Annotated in this window: 17 protein-coding genes and 1 tRNA gene; 8 read left to right on the top strand and 10 right to left on the bottom strand. The window is 54.8% G+C overall.

The window, feature by feature from the left end; translation table 11 throughout:
• Positions 1-128 precede the first annotated feature (128 nt).
• The 4 genes from L977_RS22225 to L977_RS22210 form a co-directional block, all read right to left on the bottom strand.
• A complete protein-coding gene (locus tag L977_RS22225; RefSeq protein ID WP_047626956.1) occupies positions 129-1,151 on the bottom strand; it encodes an ABC transporter ATP-binding protein in 1,023 nt (340 codons plus the stop codon).
• A 1-nt stretch (position 1,152) separates the two neighbouring features.
• Positions 1,153-2,727 carry an ABC transporter permease gene (locus L977_RS22220; RefSeq protein WP_047626955.1) on the bottom strand — a complete coding sequence of 525 codons (1,575 nt, stop codon included), beginning with the start codon at positions 2,725-2,727 and terminating at the stop codon, positions 1,153-1,155.
• A 24-nt stretch (positions 2,728-2,751) separates the two neighbouring features.
• The gene (locus L977_RS22215; protein WP_047626954.1) at positions 2,752-3,768 is read right to left on the bottom strand and encodes an iron ABC transporter substrate-binding protein; all 1,017 of its coding nucleotides are present in this window, start codon (positions 3,766-3,768) and stop codon (positions 2,752-2,754) included.
• Between the two features lie 333 nt (positions 3,769-4,101).
• Positions 4,102-4,178 (bottom strand) — tRNA-Arg (locus L977_RS22210).
• Between the two features lie 278 nt (positions 4,179-4,456).
• Between L977_RS22210 and L977_RS22205 the strand changes: the two genes are divergently transcribed.
• From L977_RS22205 to fimZ, 3 genes are all read left to right on the top strand, one after another.
• On the top strand, positions 4,457-5,155 hold the full coding sequence (locus tag L977_RS22205) for an EAL domain-containing protein (RefSeq protein WP_032637272.1): 699 nt from the start codon (positions 4,457-4,459) through the stop codon (positions 5,153-5,155).
• A 24-nt stretch (positions 5,156-5,179) separates the two neighbouring features.
• Entirely contained in the window at positions 5,180-5,896 is a 717-nt protein-coding gene (locus tag L977_RS22200) for a helix-turn-helix transcriptional regulator (RefSeq protein ID WP_014882850.1), read from the top strand.
• Positions 5,897-6,708: 812 nt separating this feature from the next.
• The gene (gene fimZ / locus L977_RS22195) at positions 6,709-7,341 is read left to right on the top strand and encodes a fimbria biosynthesis transcriptional regulator FimZ (RefSeq protein WP_023332276.1); all 633 of its coding nucleotides are present in this window, start codon (positions 6,709-6,711) and stop codon (positions 7,339-7,341) included.
• A gap of 51 nt (positions 7,342-7,392) precedes the next feature.
• On the opposite strand, the gene sfmF is transcribed toward fimZ, so the two are convergent.
• The 6 genes from sfmF to fimA all read right to left on the bottom strand — a co-directional run bounded on the left by sfmF (position 7,393) and on the right by fimA (position 13,403).
• Entirely contained in the window at positions 7,393-7,914 is a 522-nt protein-coding gene (sfmF, locus tag L977_RS22190; protein ID WP_014882847.1) for a fimbria assembly protein, read from the bottom strand.
• A 9-nt stretch (positions 7,915-7,923) separates the two neighbouring features.
• Entirely contained in the window at positions 7,924-8,931 is a 1,008-nt protein-coding gene (gene fimH / locus L977_RS22185) for a type 1 fimbria D-mannose specific adhesin FimH (protein WP_047626953.1), read from the bottom strand.
• On the bottom strand, positions 8,924-11,485 hold the full coding sequence (locus L977_RS22180) for a fimbrial biogenesis usher protein (protein ID WP_047626952.1): 2,562 nt from the start codon (positions 11,483-11,485) through the stop codon (positions 8,924-8,926). The genes fimH and L977_RS22180 overlap by 8 nt, the downstream gene beginning before the upstream one ends.
• A gap of 14 nt (positions 11,486-11,499) precedes the next feature.
• Positions 11,500-12,192, bottom strand: a complete 693-nt coding sequence (fimC, locus tag L977_RS22175) for a type 1 fimbria chaperone FimC (RefSeq protein ID WP_014882844.1) — start codon at positions 12,190-12,192, stop codon at positions 11,500-11,502.
• Positions 12,193-12,226: 34 nt separating this feature from the next.
• Positions 12,227-12,772, bottom strand: coding sequence for a type 1 fimbrial protein subunit FimI (fimI, locus tag L977_RS22170; protein WP_014882843.1), 546 nt, complete (start codon positions 12,770-12,772; stop codon positions 12,227-12,229).
• Between the two features lie 67 nt (positions 12,773-12,839).
• Positions 12,840-13,403, bottom strand: a complete 564-nt coding sequence (fimA, locus tag L977_RS22165) for a type 1 fimbrial major subunit FimA (RefSeq protein WP_014882842.1) — start codon at positions 13,401-13,403, stop codon at positions 12,840-12,842.
• A gap of 309 nt (positions 13,404-13,712) precedes the next feature.
• On the opposite strand from fimA, the gene folD reads away from it, so the two are divergent.
• The 5 genes from folD to L977_RS22140 all read left to right on the top strand — a co-directional run bounded on the left by folD (position 13,713) and on the right by L977_RS22140 (position 18,280).
• The gene (folD, locus tag L977_RS22160; protein WP_014882841.1) at positions 13,713-14,579 is read left to right on the top strand and encodes a bifunctional methylenetetrahydrofolate dehydrogenase/methenyltetrahydrofolate cyclohydrolase FolD; all 867 of its coding nucleotides are present in this window, start codon (positions 13,713-13,715) and stop codon (positions 14,577-14,579) included.
• 1 nt (position 14,580) lies between these two features.
• A complete protein-coding gene (ybcJ, locus tag L977_RS22155; RefSeq protein ID WP_004143016.1) occupies positions 14,581-14,793 on the top strand; it encodes a ribosome-associated protein YbcJ in 213 nt (70 codons plus the stop codon).
• Positions 14,794-15,076: 283 nt separating this feature from the next.
• Positions 15,077-16,576, top strand: coding sequence for a PTS transporter subunit EIIC (locus L977_RS22150; protein WP_047626951.1), 1,500 nt, complete (start codon positions 15,077-15,079; stop codon positions 16,574-16,576).
• Positions 16,577-16,662: 86 nt separating this feature from the next.
• Entirely contained in the window at positions 16,663-17,679 is a 1,017-nt protein-coding gene (gene malI / locus L977_RS22145; RefSeq protein ID WP_047626950.1) for a Mal regulon transcriptional regulator MalI, read from the top strand.
• 73 nt (positions 17,680-17,752) lie between these two features.
• The gene (locus L977_RS22140) at positions 17,753-18,280 is read left to right on the top strand and encodes a metal-dependent hydrolase (protein WP_047626949.1); all 528 of its coding nucleotides are present in this window, start codon (positions 17,753-17,755) and stop codon (positions 18,278-18,280) included.
• The last annotated feature ends 42 nt before the right edge of the window (positions 18,281-18,322 follow it).

The raw sequence follows: 18,322 nt of genomic DNA, 5'->3' as shown, positions 1-18,322 counted from the left end.
AGAATGTATTAACTGCAATGCAAATGAGAACTATACGCATTATCTATGCATTGGCAAGCGTCACGCGTTCATGAAGGGAGGTAATGAGGACGATGGGGAACAACCACCCCGTTTTGGGGTGGTTATGATTATAAAACGCGCGCAGTGCCCGTCACATCAATGCGTACCGCCGCGCCCGGGTGCCAGCCCGGCTGACTGACGGTCCTGAGGATAACGGGCTGTTCATGCCCGGCTAATCCCAGCGTCAGCGTAGACAGCTGACCGGTGAAGTCGACATCAAGAATGGAGACCGGGCTTTCATGAGGCGCACATGCCGTCACGCGCAATTGTTCAGGACGCATCATTACCCGGCCCTCTCCTGTTGCATGCGGATTGTCCGTGGGCACCTCGCCCAGTGCACACACGGCGTAACCGCCAGCGAGCTGAGCAGGCAGGATCACGGCATCGCCAAGAAACAGCGCCGTCTCTTCGTCAACGGGACGGGTATAGACGTCATAAGGCGTTCCCACCTGCGTGAAGCGGCCAGAACGCATCACGGCAACCTGCGTGGCAAAAGACAACGCTTCGTTCTGATCGTGGGTGACCAGAATTGAGGCCACGCCCGCTTCCGCCAGCAGATCGGCCGTTGCTTTACGCGTCATGGCGCGCAAACCGGTATCCAGCGCCGAGAACGGTTCATCCAGCAGCATCAGCGAAGGACGCTGAGCCAGCGCACGGGCAAGCGCCACGCGCTGCTGCTGTCCGCCGGAAATCTCATGGGGCCAGTGCGTCGCGAGCTGCCTGTCGAGAGAGACCATCTCCATCAGCACCTCAACGCGCTGGCGCTTCTCGTGGCGGGTACCGTCCAGCCCCCAGGCAATGTTATCTGCCACGTTGAGATGGGGGAACAGCGCGCCCTCCTGAGGCACAAAACCGATCCCGCGCAGGTGAGCAGGAACAACATGATTTTCATCAAACAGCGTTTTTCCCTGCATGACGATGCGGCCGGTATCCGGCGTCTCAAACCCGGCGAGAATACGCAGCAGCGTGGTTTTCCCCGACCCGGAGGGGCCGACAATCGCCGTGCGGCTCCCCGGCGCAACGCTCAGGTTTAAGCTGTCGAGCACCTGCACGTCCGAAAACGATTTTGAAATGGTGGTTAATTCAAGCATGTCATAGCCCTGCAATTTTTTTCGACTGCATATAGAGAATGGCGGTCAGCGGGAGTGAGATCAGGATCATCAGCATCGCGTAGGGCGCGGCGGCCACATAATCAATTTCACTGGTCAGCGCCCAGAATCCGGTGGAGAGCGTGCGGGTTCCCAGCGGCGAGAGCAGCAGCGTGGCGGTCAATTCGTTGCTGACGCCAAGGAATACCAGCGCGGCGCCTGCCGCAGCGCCCGGTGCGGCCAGCCGCAGGGTAACGCTCCAGAGCGCTTTCGCAGGCGTGCTGCCCAGGCTGCGCGCCACGTTTTCCAGCTCCACCGGCGCCTGGGCAATCCCTGCCCGCAGGTTAATGAGCGCGCGGGGCATAAACATCAGCAGATAGGCCAGGAACAGGGTGATTTCCGTCTGATAAATGGGGCGAGCGTAATGAATAGTGACCGTGACCAGCGCCAGCGCGGTGACAATGCCCGGCAGCGAACTGGTGATGTAGATGCACCCTTCCAGCATCCGGAAAATACGGTGCGGGTAGCGGATCCCAAGCCACGCGATGGGGATCACGCAGGCCGTAGTCAGGAGCGCTCCGCCCACGCCGAGCATCAGCGTCTGGCGCAGGGAGTGCCAGAGATCGGCGTTCATCCAGTTTTGCACGCCGCCGAGCCAAATCCAGCGGCACAGGACAAGTAACGGCACGCCCAGCGCCAGCATGACCAGCGCGAGGAAAAACAGCTGTCCCAGCGCAGCCGCCGCAGGCTTCAGCGGCCAGCGTTTCTGTTCACGTGCCGCGCCAGCGCCAATGCGTGCATAGCGCGCTTTCCCGCGCGTCACGCCTTCCAGCACTAAGATCGCCAGGCAGCATAAGGCCAATACGCCCGCCAGCATGTTCGCTGCCGGGCCGCTGAAGGTGGACTGAAACTGGTCATAGATGGCCGTTGTGAAGGTATCAAAACGGATCATCACGTACAGACCGTATTCCGCCAGCAGGTGCAGCGCCACCAGCAGCGCGCCGCCGCAGATAGCCAGTTTTAGCTGCGGCAGCACCACGCGGAAAAAGACCCGCCACGGCGGGGTGCCGAGCGAGGCGGCCACATCTTCCAGCGTTGGGTCAAGACGACGCAGCACCGCCGCAACCGGCATATAAATAAACGGATAGTAAGCTAAAACGGAGAGGAACACGCCCGCGGAAAGGCCATGCATCGAGGGAACCACGCTCACCCAGGCATAGCTTTGCACAAACGCGGGGATCGCCAGTGGGGCGACCGCCAGTGCGGACCAGATCCCTCGCCCGGCAAGCTGCGTGCGCTCCGTAAGCCAGGCAATCGCCACGCCCGTCACGATACACAGCGGTACCGCCAGCGCCGTCAGCCACAGCGTGTTACTGAGCAGTTCAGCAACACGTGGGCGAAATAGCAGCGCCCTAATCGTTTCCCAGCCCGTCTCAACGCCTATGGCAATGATAAAACCCAGGGGCAGAAGTGCCAGTAAAGAAAAAAGGACAGCTAACGCTACCATCGGCAGTGCAGGACGCCTGCGGCCAGGCTCCCGCACGCTGTTTTTGCCGAGGTCGAGACTCAGACCAGACATAAGACCTTCACTTCACTCTCAGGATCACAGCAGACCGGCTTGCGTCATCAGCTCGATAACTTTTTTACTGTTGAGCGTTGAAGGTTCAACTTTCGGTGCATCCAGATCGTTCAGCGGGACCAGTTTCGGGTTAGAGGCCGCGTTCACGCCCACCGCATATTCAAAGGCATTGTTGGTGCGCAGGCTTTCCTGGCCCTCTTTACCGGTAATGTATTTGATGAACGCCTGGGCCTGCGCTTTGTGTTTGCTGGACGCCAGAACGCCACCACCGGAAAGGCTGACGAACGCGCCCGGATCCTGGTGTTTGAAGTAGTAGAGTTTGGTGTTTTTGCTGTTCTCACCCGTTTTGGACTGATCGACAAAACGGTAGTAGTGATAAATCACCCCGCCATCAATCTGGCCGGCGTTGACGGCTTTCATCACGGTGCTGTTGCCTTTATAGGCAACGAAATTCGCTTTCATCGCCTTCAGCCATTCCAGCGTGGCTTTTTCGCCTTTAAGCGCCAGCATTGCGCTCACGATGGCCTGGAAATCCGCGCCTGACGGTGATGCAGCCCAGCGGCCTTTCCACTCGGGTTTGGCCAGGTCCATCAGCGACTTAGGTAGCTGCTCTTCGCTCAGTTTTGCCGGGTTATAGACGAATACGGTGCTGCGGGCGGCAATGCCGATCCAGCGGCCATGCGCCGGGCGGTACTCTGCCGGTACCTGCTTCAGGGTGTCTGCATCCAGCGGGGCAAACAGGTTGGCGTTATCCACCAGAACCATGGACGGCGAGTTTTCCGTCAGAAATACGTCTGCAGGTGATGCGCTGCCTTCCTGAACCAGCTGGTTACCCAGCTCGCTGTCATCGCCGTTACGCAGCGTGACCTTAATGCCGGTCTCTTTGGTAAAACCGTCAACCCACGACTTCACCAGGTTTTCATGCTGCGCGTTGTATACCACAATGCCTTCGCTGTTATCAGCGGCAACGGATTGTGTGGAAAGGAAAAGCGATGATGACAACAAGGCAAGCGAGAAGCAGGACAGCAGGCGAGAATTCATGAACATATCCTTAATAGAGCAACGGGAATAATGACGCATAGCGTTGTGGGACAGGATTAAAGCATACAAAAACGCTAATGATAATTAGTATCAATCCAGTTTAAGCGTAAAAGTGTAAAATTTCTTTTTTGCGGGGAGTGAAGTGATAAAAATCCAGATTTAAAAAATGGATTAATTAAAGATTAAGAAAACATTAAGACCAGCCCGAATGGATTTTAATTAGGCTTCTATTTATTAAGCGGTTATTTATCTGAAAAGGGAAAATAATAGAGCTCGTTGCAGATCTAAGGGGAATAGTGAGAAGAGGAAGAGGCGTTAACATCTGAAACTTAATGGCACGCCCTGTAGGATTCGAACCTACGACCTACGGCTTAGAAGGCCGTTGCTCTATCCAACTGAGCTAAGGGCGCACTGAGAAGAGTGAACTTCGCGGCGGTGAAACGCGAAGAATTATACGGTCAATGGCAGGTGAGTCAATGCCTTTTCCGCTTGCAGAGGCAATTACCGCTAGCCGATTGTAAATACGGCTATTTTCTCAACATTTCTCGCTGTTTCACCTTAAAATTTAGCGCTGCGAAAAGGCTTAGTTGCATTTAAGTAACGCCTGCTGTTTTCCTGAACGTCAGCTCGTCACACTAGAGCGAGGTATCCCGGCCGCCTGGAGGCTGACAGACAACAGGACAATGGAGTGACAGCGCAAAACCCGTTCGATACACCCCCCCGATTACAGTCTATTTCTCAGGACATCGTCGGCATCAAACTGGAGCCTATCGTCGCCCTCAACGCCCGGCGCCGGGTCGGCGTGGAGGTCCTGAGCGTCTTGTCCGACACCGAGCATAGCGAGGACTTCTTCCGCCATCAGTCGGTAGACGCGTCTTTGACGCTGCTTGAAGCGCAGCTGGCCGCATTAAAAAATACCCCGCACGGCAATAATCTTTTTATTAATCTGCCGATAACCGTGTTGACAGCACCTGCGCCTTTTGTGCGGCTCATCAATATGAAAACCGCGCCGCTGAATATTGAGATTGTCGACCTCCCTCTCTTTCTGGCGATCTCCGCCGCACAGAAGCAGAGCGTCGTTAACAACCTGCGGCAACTTCAGGAACAGGGACACACTATCTGGCTGGATGATATCGACGAAACTATCATTCAGCCGTTTTTATTTTGTCGATTACCGTTGAACGGCATCAAAATCGATAAGAACGCATTCTGGCGTTTACGCGCCACACCTGCACTGAGGAAACTGGTTTCACTTTGCTTTCAGCTGGCCGGAAGCGTACTCATCGAAGGTATTGAGACTGAACGCGATCGTATCTGGGCACTGCAGGCAGGTGCCGATCTCGGCCAGGGATATTACTGGCCGTCCTGGACATGGCCGGAGGATTAACACGCCATTTCCAGGAGGGAGGCCATGCGAATGACAGTGCGCCGTTACCGGCGGCGGCGTACAGGAAGTGATGCACTGGGATTTACGCACTCACCTTTTGCCCCCCCCTTTTTCGACCGACTCGAGTTTTTGAGCCAGTCCATCAACCAGCCCCGAAAAACCGATGCCCCGTTTATCATCCTGGTAACGGAGGACAATTTTTTGCGCTCCGGTTTTCTCAATGGGCAGTTTCCGCTAAGCAGCTGTTGCGACTTCACGTCGCTGGACGATGCGCTGGGTGCGCAGAGCCAATGGCCCTCGGCCCGTCTGGTAGTGGATATTGAAAGCCGTTCCACGGGGCTGATTGATCAACTGGATCAGTTAAGAAGACATAGCCTGTATCCCCCCTTCCTGACGCCGTGGCTGCTGATCCGGGCTGATAATTATGACGCGCGTCTCTTCTGCAAAGCGGCAGGTCCTTTTCATGTGCTCGAACGTCAGATGAACGCAGCAGGGCTTCAGCACAGCCTGATGGAACCCCGCCCCCTTCAGGGCTCCGATAGAGACTGGTTCTCGCGCAACGAATGGCCCATTTTGCAGGAGCTTGCCCGTGGCAAGACGTTGCGACAGATTGCCCTTCTGCAGAATCGTCCCTATAGCCGCATTATCTACCGCCTCAGCTGCATCCTGATGAAGCTCGGGCTGAGCCATCGCCAGGAATTGTTACACCTTCTTAATAACCTCTCAGACTGCTCGTTTTAACTTACGTCCTAACCCCTTATTTCCTAAAGCGCTTTAAGAATTTACTTACCCATTATGTTAATTTAATGTTAAATATTAACAATAAAGTCGATTTTATAACTATTCCTAATTTATGGCCTTGAACCATGTGAAATGTCACAGATTGAATCAACTGCAGCACTTTCCTCCATCCGTTAAGTGAATGCAGAAGGCGTTAACGAGATGATAATGATGTAAAAACAAGCAGCTTCCCTTTACGCACCAGGAGCGGGAAGCGAAGCTGGCAGCACGTTCTCCTGTACGATGATGGAGCGACGTTGATATCGCTTAAGGACTTTCAGATGAAGGTCTGAGGCCCTGAGAGGGCATTTTTTCGCCTCATCTTCTCAAGATCCTGCCTGAAATCGAGACGCCATTTTATTAACATTTTCGCAACATAAAGAGACATCTGTTATTTTTTGTTATTACATAAAGATGAAAAGATGCGGTAAATGGGATACCAGGATAATTCCGCTAAATTTAAAAAGGAGGCCATTCAGATCCAGAAGATAATACAAACCAATAAGCGGAACGTAATTTACAGGGTTTTCGGAAAAAACTTACCCTGTATAATAAGATGCGTATCAAAATTGAATAAGAAAAACCTTTTTGCCAACACCAGCCAAATGAGACGACCGCGCTGAGGCAGAGTTCTTTTCATTACGTAAACAGGGATGCTTTCGCTCTTTCCAGGGAAATACTACGGTATAGGGATCTGCTCATTATATCCTTCCGGCATTTCGAGAGTTTTACAAAACTCTACATAACGCTTTTAACAATCTGAGGCATTAAAAATGAAACCGGCATCCGTTATCATTATGGACGAACATCCTATCGTCAGAATGTCGATAGAAGTCCTGCTACAGAAAAATAAGAATATCATCGTCAAGCTTAAGTCTGGCGATAGCCATGAAGTTCTTGACTGCATCCGCAATCACCCTATCGATTTGGTGATCCTTGACATTGAACTTACGGGCACAGATGCCTTTGCTTTACTTAAGAGAATCAAAAACTTAAATAAAGAGATTAAGGTTCTTTTCTTATCATCTAAATCAGAACTGTTTTACGCCGGACGTGCCATTCGCGCCGGGGCCAACGGCTTTGTCAGTAAACGAAAAGATTTGGGTGAGATCTACAACGCCGTAGAGATGATCCTGATGGGCTATTCTTTTTTCCCGTCGGAGACGCTGAATTTTATAAACCATATGGGGTCGGGAAAGGGAGAGCTGGCAGATATGCCGTTATCGAATCGCGAGGTTACGGTATTACGTTATCTGGCGAATGGGCTGTCCAATAAGGAAATTGCGGAGCAATTGCTATTAAGCAACAAGACCATTAGTGCGCACAAATCCAATATTTATTCCAAGCTGGGGGTGCAAAGCATCGTGGAATTAATTGATTACGCTAAAGCACACGAACTGCTATAACCTGAATTCACTCCCTGCAGTTTATCTGAGCTGCAGGGAGTGCGGTCAGTGCTAATTATAATTAATCATGAAGGTCGCATCAGCATCAGCCTTTCCGGGCTGAGGGTTATCGGCAGTAGCAATATAATTGGCATAAAATGACAGTGTCGCATTCCCCTGCGCATCGACCGTGACCGGCTGGCTGGCCTGCTGGAGATCCAGACGCGATTTATCCGCATCCCTGATCTCGACGGCGACGCGGCTTGCCGTGCTGGCGTCGTTCAGTGCCAGCAACCCGTTGTTGCTCCCGTCAGCTTTACCGGAAAACGTAATGGACGCGGCCCCTGGCGGACAGCCGGTCAGTTTCAGCGTAAAAGGCATGGGCTGCGTGCGGCTCCCGGTAGTGCTGAGCTGCTTCGTGGGCCAGGTGCCCAGCGTGACGGTTTTGTCACTGTCGTTCCCCTCGGCTACGCAGGTAAAATCGACGATATTGCCGTAGAGCTGAATGTTAATTTCGCCCAACGCGGTTTCCGCCTGAGCCTGTGTGCAAAGCGCAAAGAGCGCTACGGTGATAAAACGGATCCCGTTTCGCATATCGGCTCCTTAGTCGTAATCCACACGCAAATACCCGCGCGAGGTAAAGCGCCCTTCCGCGGGCTTATTGCCCGTCACGCTCACTGGCCAGACCCGGATCCCCACCTGCGCCTGCGCGCTGTCGTCCAGACGGAATGGAATTTTGCTCGTCAGGTTGTTAGGCGTTAACGGCGTACCACTCTCGTTGGCAATGATGAACCCCACATCCGGGTTATCCGATACCAGTGCATTACTGGAGATCTTTTCAGCCTCAACGCGCATCGTCAGCATGGCATTCGCCTCGACGTTGGTGCATTTAATCGCGATGGTTTTACTCTGCGATGAAACCCCTTCCGGCTTGTTACCCGCGCCCGCTTTGCTGAACAAGGAGGCGCCAATGTCCCCGAAATCAAACTCAACCACATTACCGGCATTGATTGCGCAGCTTTGCGGTACCTGAATGGTTCCGCTGTAGCTGATGGTATAGACCGGCGTGGTTAACGGGTCAGAGGCGGTCGTAGTCACGTAAACACGGAACATCGTGGCACGCGGGATCACCACCATGTTGATAAAACGCCGGGTCACCTTAAGACGGAAAACCAGGTTGGAATCCTTAACGCCAAACGGTTTGTTTTTTGAGACGTTCGGATGGCTCCCCATCTGGATATAGTTTTGCGGGGGGTAAAACTCGCCAGCATAGCTGTCCGTGATTTTCATGGCCCCATCCAGATAGTCGTTAAGCTTCAGATACTGGTAGCGATCGCTGGTCCCGGTGATCGGGTAATCGGTGACGTAACTGCGTCTGGTGGTATTGCCGGTCGTGCCCTTCGGGCAGACGGCATTCACCCCCACCCATTGCGATTTTTCGCTGAGGGTCACAATCTGACCCACCTGGTTATTCGAGCTGTTGAATTTATCCGTCAGGTCGTAGTACACCTCTGTCGGCACGCCATTTTCGTTGACGCACACGGTCGCCAGTGCGTGTGACGCGGGCAGTAAAGCCAGAAGTGATAAAGCAAAAATGTGGATTTTAATCACAGCGGATCCCCTTAAGTGTGATTGCCTGTTGCAGGCTCTTTTCAGGCAAGCTGTAAGGCGCACGGCACTGGGACTGTGCCCCGTTCCCCCACTGGATCAGCAGTTCGCCTTCGAGCGGCAGCCCACTCAGGTAAATTTGCCCGTCATCCCCCACCATGCTGGTCACGCCACTCTGGGTTTCACGCACCACGGCGCCGAACGGCACGGGCTGGTTACCACGTGTGACGGTCAGCAGGGCACGCACGCCAATACGGGTGTCAAAGCTGGCGCGCACCAGTGCGCCTTTGGTCGGCACCACGCTGCTCACGTTATTTTCGATATCGGTGTTGTTGCTCATGGTATTGGTATCCAGCGCCACGCGGTTATAGCGATAGACGGTGGCATACGGCATCACCGCATAGCCGCGCCAGTCGGTCTTCACGCCGGTCTGGTTTTCCACGCTGACGCCTGATGCCCCCGGGGCTTTGATCAGCACGTTGGTGTCGCCCAGCGGCTGGCTAAAGGTCACGCCATCAGCATGGCCGACCACCCCGCCGGAGAGCTGCCAGTTGAAATCGTGCTGATCGCGGGAATAGTTGTAGCCCACCCCCAGCGTGCCGTAGGTTGCCTGCCAGTTGGCGCTGGCGCTTCCGCTTGAGCCGTTGGTGCTGGCGTGTCCCTGGGTCACGCTGTAGTTCAGGTTGCGGTCCTCCAGCAGCGTGCCGCTGACGCCGGTTTGCCAGCTGGTATCACCCTCACTGTTTCGGCTGGCGGATGCCGTGGCGTAGGCGCGGTCAATCGCGCTGTCCCGGCGATAGCCCTGACGGGTAAACAAGCTAAACGGCACGGAGAAGTTGAACGACGCGATCCGGTCAGTCCCGTCGATACCGACGGATTTGTTCCACGACCACGAGACGGAATAGTTGATCCCCTTCACGCCCCCCGCGTAACCCAGCTGATACCAGAGGTTCGTTTCGTCCGTCCCCCAGTAGGTTTGCTCACTCCCGGAAATATAGACCGAGCCGTAATCCCCCAGTGACTGAGAGACGTTGAGCTGAAAGCGGCCTTTTTTGTTCCACGTCAGGTTGTGATAACTCTGTACGTCAGGCACATCGTTACCGTCCTGATTATCGGCATACTGATAGCCCTCCATTGAGCGCCAGGCGACATCATCCAGGGTGTAAAACCCTTTCGTGGAGTAGCGGTAGCCCAGCAGTTGGAAGTTGGTGCCGAAGCCGTTGAGCGATTTGGCATAAAGAAAACGCAGCGACTGCCCTTCGTGCTTGCTGTCGTCCGCGAGCTGGCTGCGGGCATGAGTGATATCGACCGATACCGCGCCCCAGTCACCGAGGTTTTTCCCGGCCCCGACGGCCAGCGCGGTATAGCGTGACGCCAGCTGCGTACCGCCATACAGGGTAAAGCCGTTGGCAAGACCGGTCACCAGGGTGCCCTGGGTGAAGAACGGCGTATCCTGGTCGCTGTTACCGCTGCGATAGTCCCCCGCCACGAGATCGTATTTCCAGCGCCCTTCTCGCTGCAGCAGCGGGACGGTGGAATACGGCACGGTGTAGCGCTGCTGGCTGCCGTCTTTCTCTTCCACCGTCACCTCCAGGTCACCGCTTGAGGAGGTCGGGTTAAGATCGGTGATGGCAAAGGCACCAGGCTGAACGTAGCTTTGATAGATAACGTAGCCGTTTTGACGCACCACAACTTTGGCTGGCGTCCTGGCAATACCGCGCACGGTCGGGGCGTAGCCCTGCAGGCTGTCCGGGTACATGCTGTCGGACGAATAGAGTCGTCCGCCGCGAAAACCGACGCTGTCGAAAACATCATTCCCGGTATTGCTGTCGCCCAGCACCAGTTCGCTTTTGAGCGGGATAACGGTGCGCTGCGCCCAGGTGCCAATATTCTCCCACTCACTGTGCCGCTGCCCGTTATTCTGGGTGTAACGCCATGCGCCGTTGTTACGTAAACGCCAGGCACCATAGTTCAGCCCGCTCTGCAGGTTGAGATAGTAGCTGTCGTCTTCGCTTCCCCGGTTGCCCGTGAAGCTGTAGTTCACCAGGGCGGCGGGAATACCTTCATCCCACTGTTCGGGCGGGATGTAGCCGCGCGCACTGTTTTGCATCGCCACCTGCGGCAGGCTGACGTTCAGACGCTGTGAGGCAAAGTTAAATACCGTTTCGCTGCCGGGAATGGCCGTGGTCAACGGAACGCAGGTTTCGCCCTGCACGTTAGCCAGTTCGGGAAACGCCGCAACGTTGACGCCAAAGCGATCGAGCATCGCGCGCGTAATGCACGGGGTCAGACCGCCCGCCACCGGTGGCGTATTCTCAGCCTGCTCAAAACGCACGTCCTGAGTGCCGATAAACTCATCGTTACGCCAGATATCCACGCGATAAACGCCGGGTGCCTGCTGGTGTCCTTGTTCAAAACGCGACAAATCCGCCACGCTGGCAGTATCGTCAGACAAGAAGGCCGGGTTGAAGTAGCTTTCGCTCCAGCCAGCCTGGGGCCAGAGCGCGGCCATCAGCGCCAGCGCAACCGGGCAGTAACGTCCCTGATGGTTTTTCATCGCCCTGTCTCTACTCACAGGTTGACGCTACGCGCCGGTGTAATGGCACCGTAGTCGTTCACGCTCTGCCATGAGAGCGTACCGCTGGCACCGGCTGGCAGCACCTGCTGAGCCGAGTTTTTCGGTGCCACCATCAGGTTCTCCAGCGTCTGACCGCCCAGCTTCAGGTTGACCAGGGTGATGTAGTAAGGAGACGCATTGCTGACCTTGAGATGGTTACCAACGCGCTCAAAACGCAGTTGAGAGAGTGCCTCTTCTGGCTGCATCGCCAGATTATTCGGGCGTACAAACAGTTTGATACGCGAAAGGATTGCCAGCTGCAGCACGTTATTGTTTTCTGTTTTTGCTTTGTTCACTGACGGGATCGCCTTCACGTTCATGTAAAAGAGCGACTCGCGATCGGCGGGCAGCGCTGGCCCGGCGTAAATAATACGCAGCGTGTTTTCACTGTCCGGCTCGCTAACAAACAGCGGCGGCGTGACGGCAAAGGTTTTCTCCTTCTGCCCGTTTGCATTTTCGATCCACGCGTTAATTAAATAGCGTTCTTGTTTATTGCTGTTGGTGATCGCCAGCGACGTTTGCTTCGCATCCGCCGGGTAAATAACGCGTGTGGCCCCCAGCGCAATACCGCCGGAAGCATTCGCGCAAGTAGAAACCATCATTAAAATAAACGATAACATCAGTCCTGGTTTAATTAGCATATTCATCAAAACCGTACCTTTAATAATGTGTTCGCAGGTGTTATGGATAAATCAACGTAAACCAGACATCCGACTGAATATTGCCTGGCACGAGGTGTTCGGAAATAGCGCGATAGCGGGCGCTAAAATGAAATGCGAGCTCGCTGGTATTCACCGGCAACCAGCTAACGGCCGTCGCATTTGGGATAATCTGACGCTGCTGTTCATCAAAAAGCGCCAGCCCCACGCCGCTACTGACAGGTGTTTCGCCTGGCCGCGATGTCGCCAGAAAAACCTGCGGATCTTCCTCTGGTGTAACACCCTGAAACTGGATCCCTACGGTGCGCGAGACATCCACGCTGCAATCCAGCAGTCGCACGGTGAAGGGCACGTTAACCGTTGAGAAACTGCCCACACCGGAAAATGAATTGGTTCGGTACTGCCCCATGTCGATGCGCATATTCTGGCTGTCGGGTGCCACGGCGCAGCCGCCGTTTACCAACTCCCCGCGAAGATGCACTTTGCCACCGTCGATCACCACGGTATGTGCCGATGCCGGGCCAGCCATCGCAAGGGTTAACAGCAGTAGTGTTCCAGTCCTTGTCATCCTTCATTCCTGGCATTTGCGTATGACGGCCTCATCCCTGAGGCCTGAACATCCTTGTGCGAGGGAATTATTCGTATTTCATTACGAAGGTGGCGTCAGCGTTCGCCTGGCCAGGCTCAGTGGTCGCAGCCGTTGATTTATAACGCGCGGTGAATTTCAGGGTGTTAGTCCCTTCAATCAGCGTCTGAGCGGCAGAGAAGGTCGCACCGTCTGGGGTCAGCACGCTGGATTTGCTGTCGAGGATCTCGATACCCACGCCTTTTGCGGTGTTGTCGTTGTTACCGGACGTCACGGCCAGCAGGGTTTTGTCGGTTGGGTCGATCTGACCGGTGAAGGCAACCGCAGCGGTTTTAGCGACCAGCGGATCGCAGTCATTCAGCTCAATGTTGAATGGAATATTAGAGGTGGTGTCGCCCACTTTGGTGAATTTCGCGGTACGATACTGACCGAGATTAACGGTCTGCTCGGAAGAATCAGTATTTACTGAACAAGCAGCATTAACCAGTTCACCTTTAAAATGCACGGTACCGCCATTTACGGTTACCGGCGTGGCTGGATCTTCAGCATGAGCGGCACCCGCGACCAGGGCCAGTGTAGCAATAACAGTAGAAGCAATGTTGCTGAGTTTCATGTCTATTCCTTTAAAATGTAAATAACCCTTCCCGCGAAAATCGGGAATAAGAAATACGTTCAATTGATTAATTGAAAGCTTATTTCGGAGGAGACAAAGTAGCGCAGGAATAGGTTTTTAAATATGTCAAAACGCTGCCATTTCGCCAGGTCACATCCTAATACTGTCTAAGAAATTGACCACCCACTAAGAAGGGTTTTTGCGTCTCGCTGATAAAAACGCGTAAAGGGTGACTGACAGCGGCGCTCGCTTCTGACAAAATACAGGCAATCCCCCCTTTCAAACGTTACAGACGGAATCATCTCTCTGATGGCAGCAAAGATAATTGACGGTAAAACGATTGCGCAGCAGGTGCGCTCTGAGGTCGCGGAAAAAGTGAAGGCGCGTAAAGTTGCCGGAAAACGCGCTCCCGGGCTCGCCGTTGTGCTGGTTGGTAGCAACCCGGCATCGCAGATTTATGTCGGTAGCAAGCGCAAAGCGTGTGAAGAGGTGGGGTTCGTCTCCCGCTCTTACGATTTGCCTGAAACCACCAGCGAAGCGGAACTGCTGGAACTGATTGACACCCTGAACGCCGATAAAGAGATCGACGGTATTCTGGTTCAATTGCCGCTGCCAGCAGGCATCGACAACGTGAAGGTGCTGGAGCGTATCGCTCCGGATAAAGACGTTGACGGTTTCCATCCGTACAACGTGGGTCGTCTGTGCCAGCGCGCGCCGCGTCTGCGCCCATGTACCCCGCGTGGTATCGTGACGCTGCTGGAGCGCTATAACATCGACACTTACGGTCTTAACGCCGTTGTCATCGGTGCGTCCAACATCGTGGGCCGCCCGATGAGCATGGAGCTGCTGCTGGCTGGCTGCACGACCACCGTGACCCACCGCTTCACCAAAAACCTGCGACACCACGTCGAGAACGCCGATCTGCTGATCGTGGCGGTTGGCAAGCCGGGCTTTATTCCTGGAGAGTGGATCAAAGAAGGCGCAATTGTCGTGGACGTCGGTATTAACCGTCTGGAAAACGGCAAAGTGGTCGGTGACGTAGTATATGAAGATGCGGCGGCACGCGCCTCTTACATCACGCCAGTACCGGGCGGCGTAGGCCCAATGACCGTAGCAACACTGATTCAGAATACGTTGCAGGCATGCGAAGAGTATCACGACGTAGAGGACGCGTAAGATGGCGACATTTTCATTAGGTAAACACCCGCACGTAGAACTGTGCGATCTGCTGAAGCTGGAAGGCTGGAGCGAAAGCGGTGCGCAGGCCAAAATCGCCATTGCCGATGGACTGGTAAAAGTCGACGGCGCGGTGGAAACCCGCAAGCGCTGCAAAATTGTCGCGGGCCAGACCGTGAGTTTTGAAGGACAGAGCGTGACGGTTACGGCCTGAGCCGTCTGATGCCCGGTGGCGCTGCGCTTACCGGGCCTACGTACTGTCTCCATTTGTAGGCCGGGTAAGGCGAAGCCGCACCCGGCAATTTCTCTCACCATCCCCCCACAATCATCACGGTTAATTATCGATCAACTTCAAATAATCACTATTTCATCTGTTGAAAGGTGAGAATTCAGTTGCGCGTTTTTCAGGCTTTCTCCACGATAAGTAGAACGTTCTACTAAAACGTTCTACTTACAATAACAGCGCCCAAAAAAAGCGCTACTCGGGGGAAATCAGCATGGGTCTGATATCAGGGTTTGTTAAATCGCTGTCTAAGTTATCGATGATTGGTCGCGCCTTAATGCTGCCAATTTCACTGCTTCCCGCTGCGGGCCTGCTGCTGGCCTTCGGCGACAAGTTCCATCTGCCGCTGATGATGAACGCGGGCGGGGTGATTTTTGACAACCTGCCGATGCTGTTCGCCATTGGCTCCGCCGTGGGCCTGGCGTCAGAGTCCGGTATTGCGGCGCTCTCTGCGGCGGTCTCGGTGTTTGTCACCAACATCACCATCAGCACCGTGCTGAGCATCACGCCGGAAATGGCCTCGCAGGGCGGGAAATACGCCATGGTGGTCGGCATACCAACGCTGCAGATGGGCGTCTTCGGTGGCCTGATCTGCGGTATCCTTGCGGCCTGGTGTTTTAACCGCTTCCACACCATGCAGCTGCCGGAGTTCCTTGGCTTCTTCTCCGGTAAGCGCTTCGTGGCGATCGCCACCGCGTTCCTCTCGTTCCTGATGGGGCTGTTGCTGCCGTACGTCTGGCAGCATATTCAGGCCGGTATCGACGCACTCTCGGTGATTGTTAACGGCGATAACCAGGCGGCCTCGACCTTTATCTTCGGCCTGGTGGAGCGTGCGCTGATCCCCCTCGGTCTGCACCATATCTGGTATCCGTCGTTCTGGTATTCGTTTGGGGATTACACAACTCAGGCAGGCCAGGTGATACATGGCGACCAGACCATCTGGTTCAAGATGCTGGAAGAAGGGGTGAAATCCTTCAGCAGCGACACCTACCAGAACGCCGGTAAATTCATGCAGGGTGAATTCCCGCTGATGCTGTTCGCGCTGCCTGCGGCGTGCCTGGCGATGTATCACGAAGCCCACACGAAAAACAAAAAGATTGCGGCCGGTATTCTGTTCTCGGCAGCGCTCACCTGCTTCCTGACGGGGATCACCGAACCGGTAGAGTTTACCTTTATCTTCGTGGCGCCGATTCTCTACGTCTTTAATGCCATCATGGCGGGCCTGGCCTACATGACCATGTACCTGTTGCATGCGCATATTGCCAAATCGTTCTCGGCGGGCTTTATCGACTACCTGTCGTTTGGGATCCTGCCGTCCTTTAACGGTTACAAGACCAACTTCCTGAATGCCATTATCATCGGCATTCCAATGGGGCTGATTTACTACTTTACGTTCCGCTTCGTGATCCGTCGCTTCGACGTCAAAACCCCGGGTCGTACCGATGTCACTGCCAATGCAAATGACAAGTCCGATTCCGAACTTGCCACAGAGATTATCAGCCTGCTGGGCGGCGCGCAGAATATTTATTCCGTTGGCTCCTGCATTACCCGCCTGCGTCTGGAAGTGGCGAAAAGCGAGGCAGTGGATAAAGACGGCCTGAACGGACTCGGCGCCCGCGGCGTGGTCTTCGTTGGCGACAACGGTATTCAGGTGATTTTCGGTGCCAGAGCACAGTTTATCGCCCAGACCATGTCCACCATGATTGGCAAATAATAAGATGCCGGCGTGATGCGTCTCCTGTACGCTGGGGGACGCATTACTTTATCTGGCTGATAATCGGTTAATTTCAGGGAGCGGTTTTGAAGAAAGTCAGCATTATTGATGTCGCAAAGCACGCGGGCGTCTCGGTCTCGACCGTTTCACTGGTGCTGCGCCAGAAAGGGAAAATCTCAGAGGCAACGATCGGGAAGGTCAACGCCGCCATCACGACGCTGGGCTATGTTCATAACGTCGCCGCTGCCAACCTTCGCGCCAACACCTCTAATTTAATTGGCCTGATCCTGCGGGACTTCAGCGACAGCTTTTCCATCAAGGTGATGGCGAGCATTGTTCAGGAGCTGGAGAAGCAAGGCTATATGGTGTTTCTCGGTCAGCCACTGAATGACCGTGAGCATCTTGAACGCACCCTGCTCTCGTTTAAGCAGCAGGGCGTGGCGGGTGTCATCTATCTGGCGTCCGACACCCGCACCGCAACGCTGCCGGAACACATTCGCCACTGCCCGCTGCCGTTGGTGGTCGTTTCCCAGTCGTTGCTGGATGAAAAATGTAACCTGGTCATGCGCGATAACCGCCAGGCCGCGAACCTGGCCGCGCGCTATCTTATCGAGCGCGGACATCGCAATATTGCCTACATTGGCGGGCGCGACGGCTGTCTTCTCCGCGAGCAACGTCTGCTCGGTTTTCGCAGTGCCATGACGCAAAGCGGGCTGGTCTGGCGTGACGAATATTCTCCCGCCTGCCCCGATGATACCCAGGCGGCGGCGATGGTAACGCGCCAGTTGCTTGAGAAGAACAACACCATCACCGCCCTGCTCTGCCACTCCCCGGATGCCATGCTCGGCTCCATCTCAGGCATTCACCAGGTGGGGCGTACGGTGGGTAAAGATGTGTTCCTGACGCAGCAGGTCGCACTGGTCAGTTTTGAAGATATGCTTCACGTTAACCTTACCTCACCGTCGTTGACCTATGTCTCCTCAGCGAGCGATGAAACCGGGCGTCAGGCGGCAGGGCTGATTATCCGTAAGCTGAAAGAGCCAGATCTGCAAACGCAACGCATCACCCTCTCCGGGCAGCTTATCGCACGCGAGTCGGCGTAAAATCAGAATATAGCTCAGCGTATTTTCCGCCATTACCCTGCTATATTTCCATGATTTGCCATGGATAAATGCAATGCCTACCGTTATCACTCACGCAGCTGTTCCCCTTTGCCTGGGCTTAGGCCTGGGAAGTAAAGTCATCGCTCCCCGCCTGTTATTTGCCGGAATTGTCCTCGCCATGCTGCCGGACGCCGACGTGCTGGCGTTTAAGTTCGGCTTCGCTTACGGCAATGTTTTCGGCCATCGCGGCTTTACCCATTCCCTGCTGTTTGCCTTTGTGGTGCCGATACTTTGCGTGCTGATTGGCCGACGATGGTTCAAAACCCCTCTGACGCGCTGCTGGCTTTTTCTGACCGTGTCACTGCTGTCTCACAGCCTGCTGGATTCCGTGACGACCGGCGGAAAAGGGGTCGGCTGGCTGTGGCCGTGGTCAGATGAACGCTTCTTTGCCCCGTGGCAGGTGATAAAAGTCGCGCCGTTTGCCCTGTCGCGCTATACCACGCCGTACGGACATCAGGTGATCATTTCAGAGTTGCTGTGGGTCTGGCTGCCGGGAGTGGTGCTGATGGGGTTGCTGTGGTGGAGAAAACGTGCGCGCTGATGCCCTCACCCCGGCCCTCTCCCACAGGGAGAGGGAGAAAAC

The sequence above is a fragment of the Enterobacter sp. ZOR0014 genome (assembly GCF_000798855.1).
Taxonomy (GTDB): Bacteria; Pseudomonadota; Gammaproteobacteria; order Enterobacterales; family Enterobacteriaceae; genus Enterobacter; species Enterobacter kobei.
This window is presented reverse-complemented; position numbering and strand designations above follow the sequence as displayed.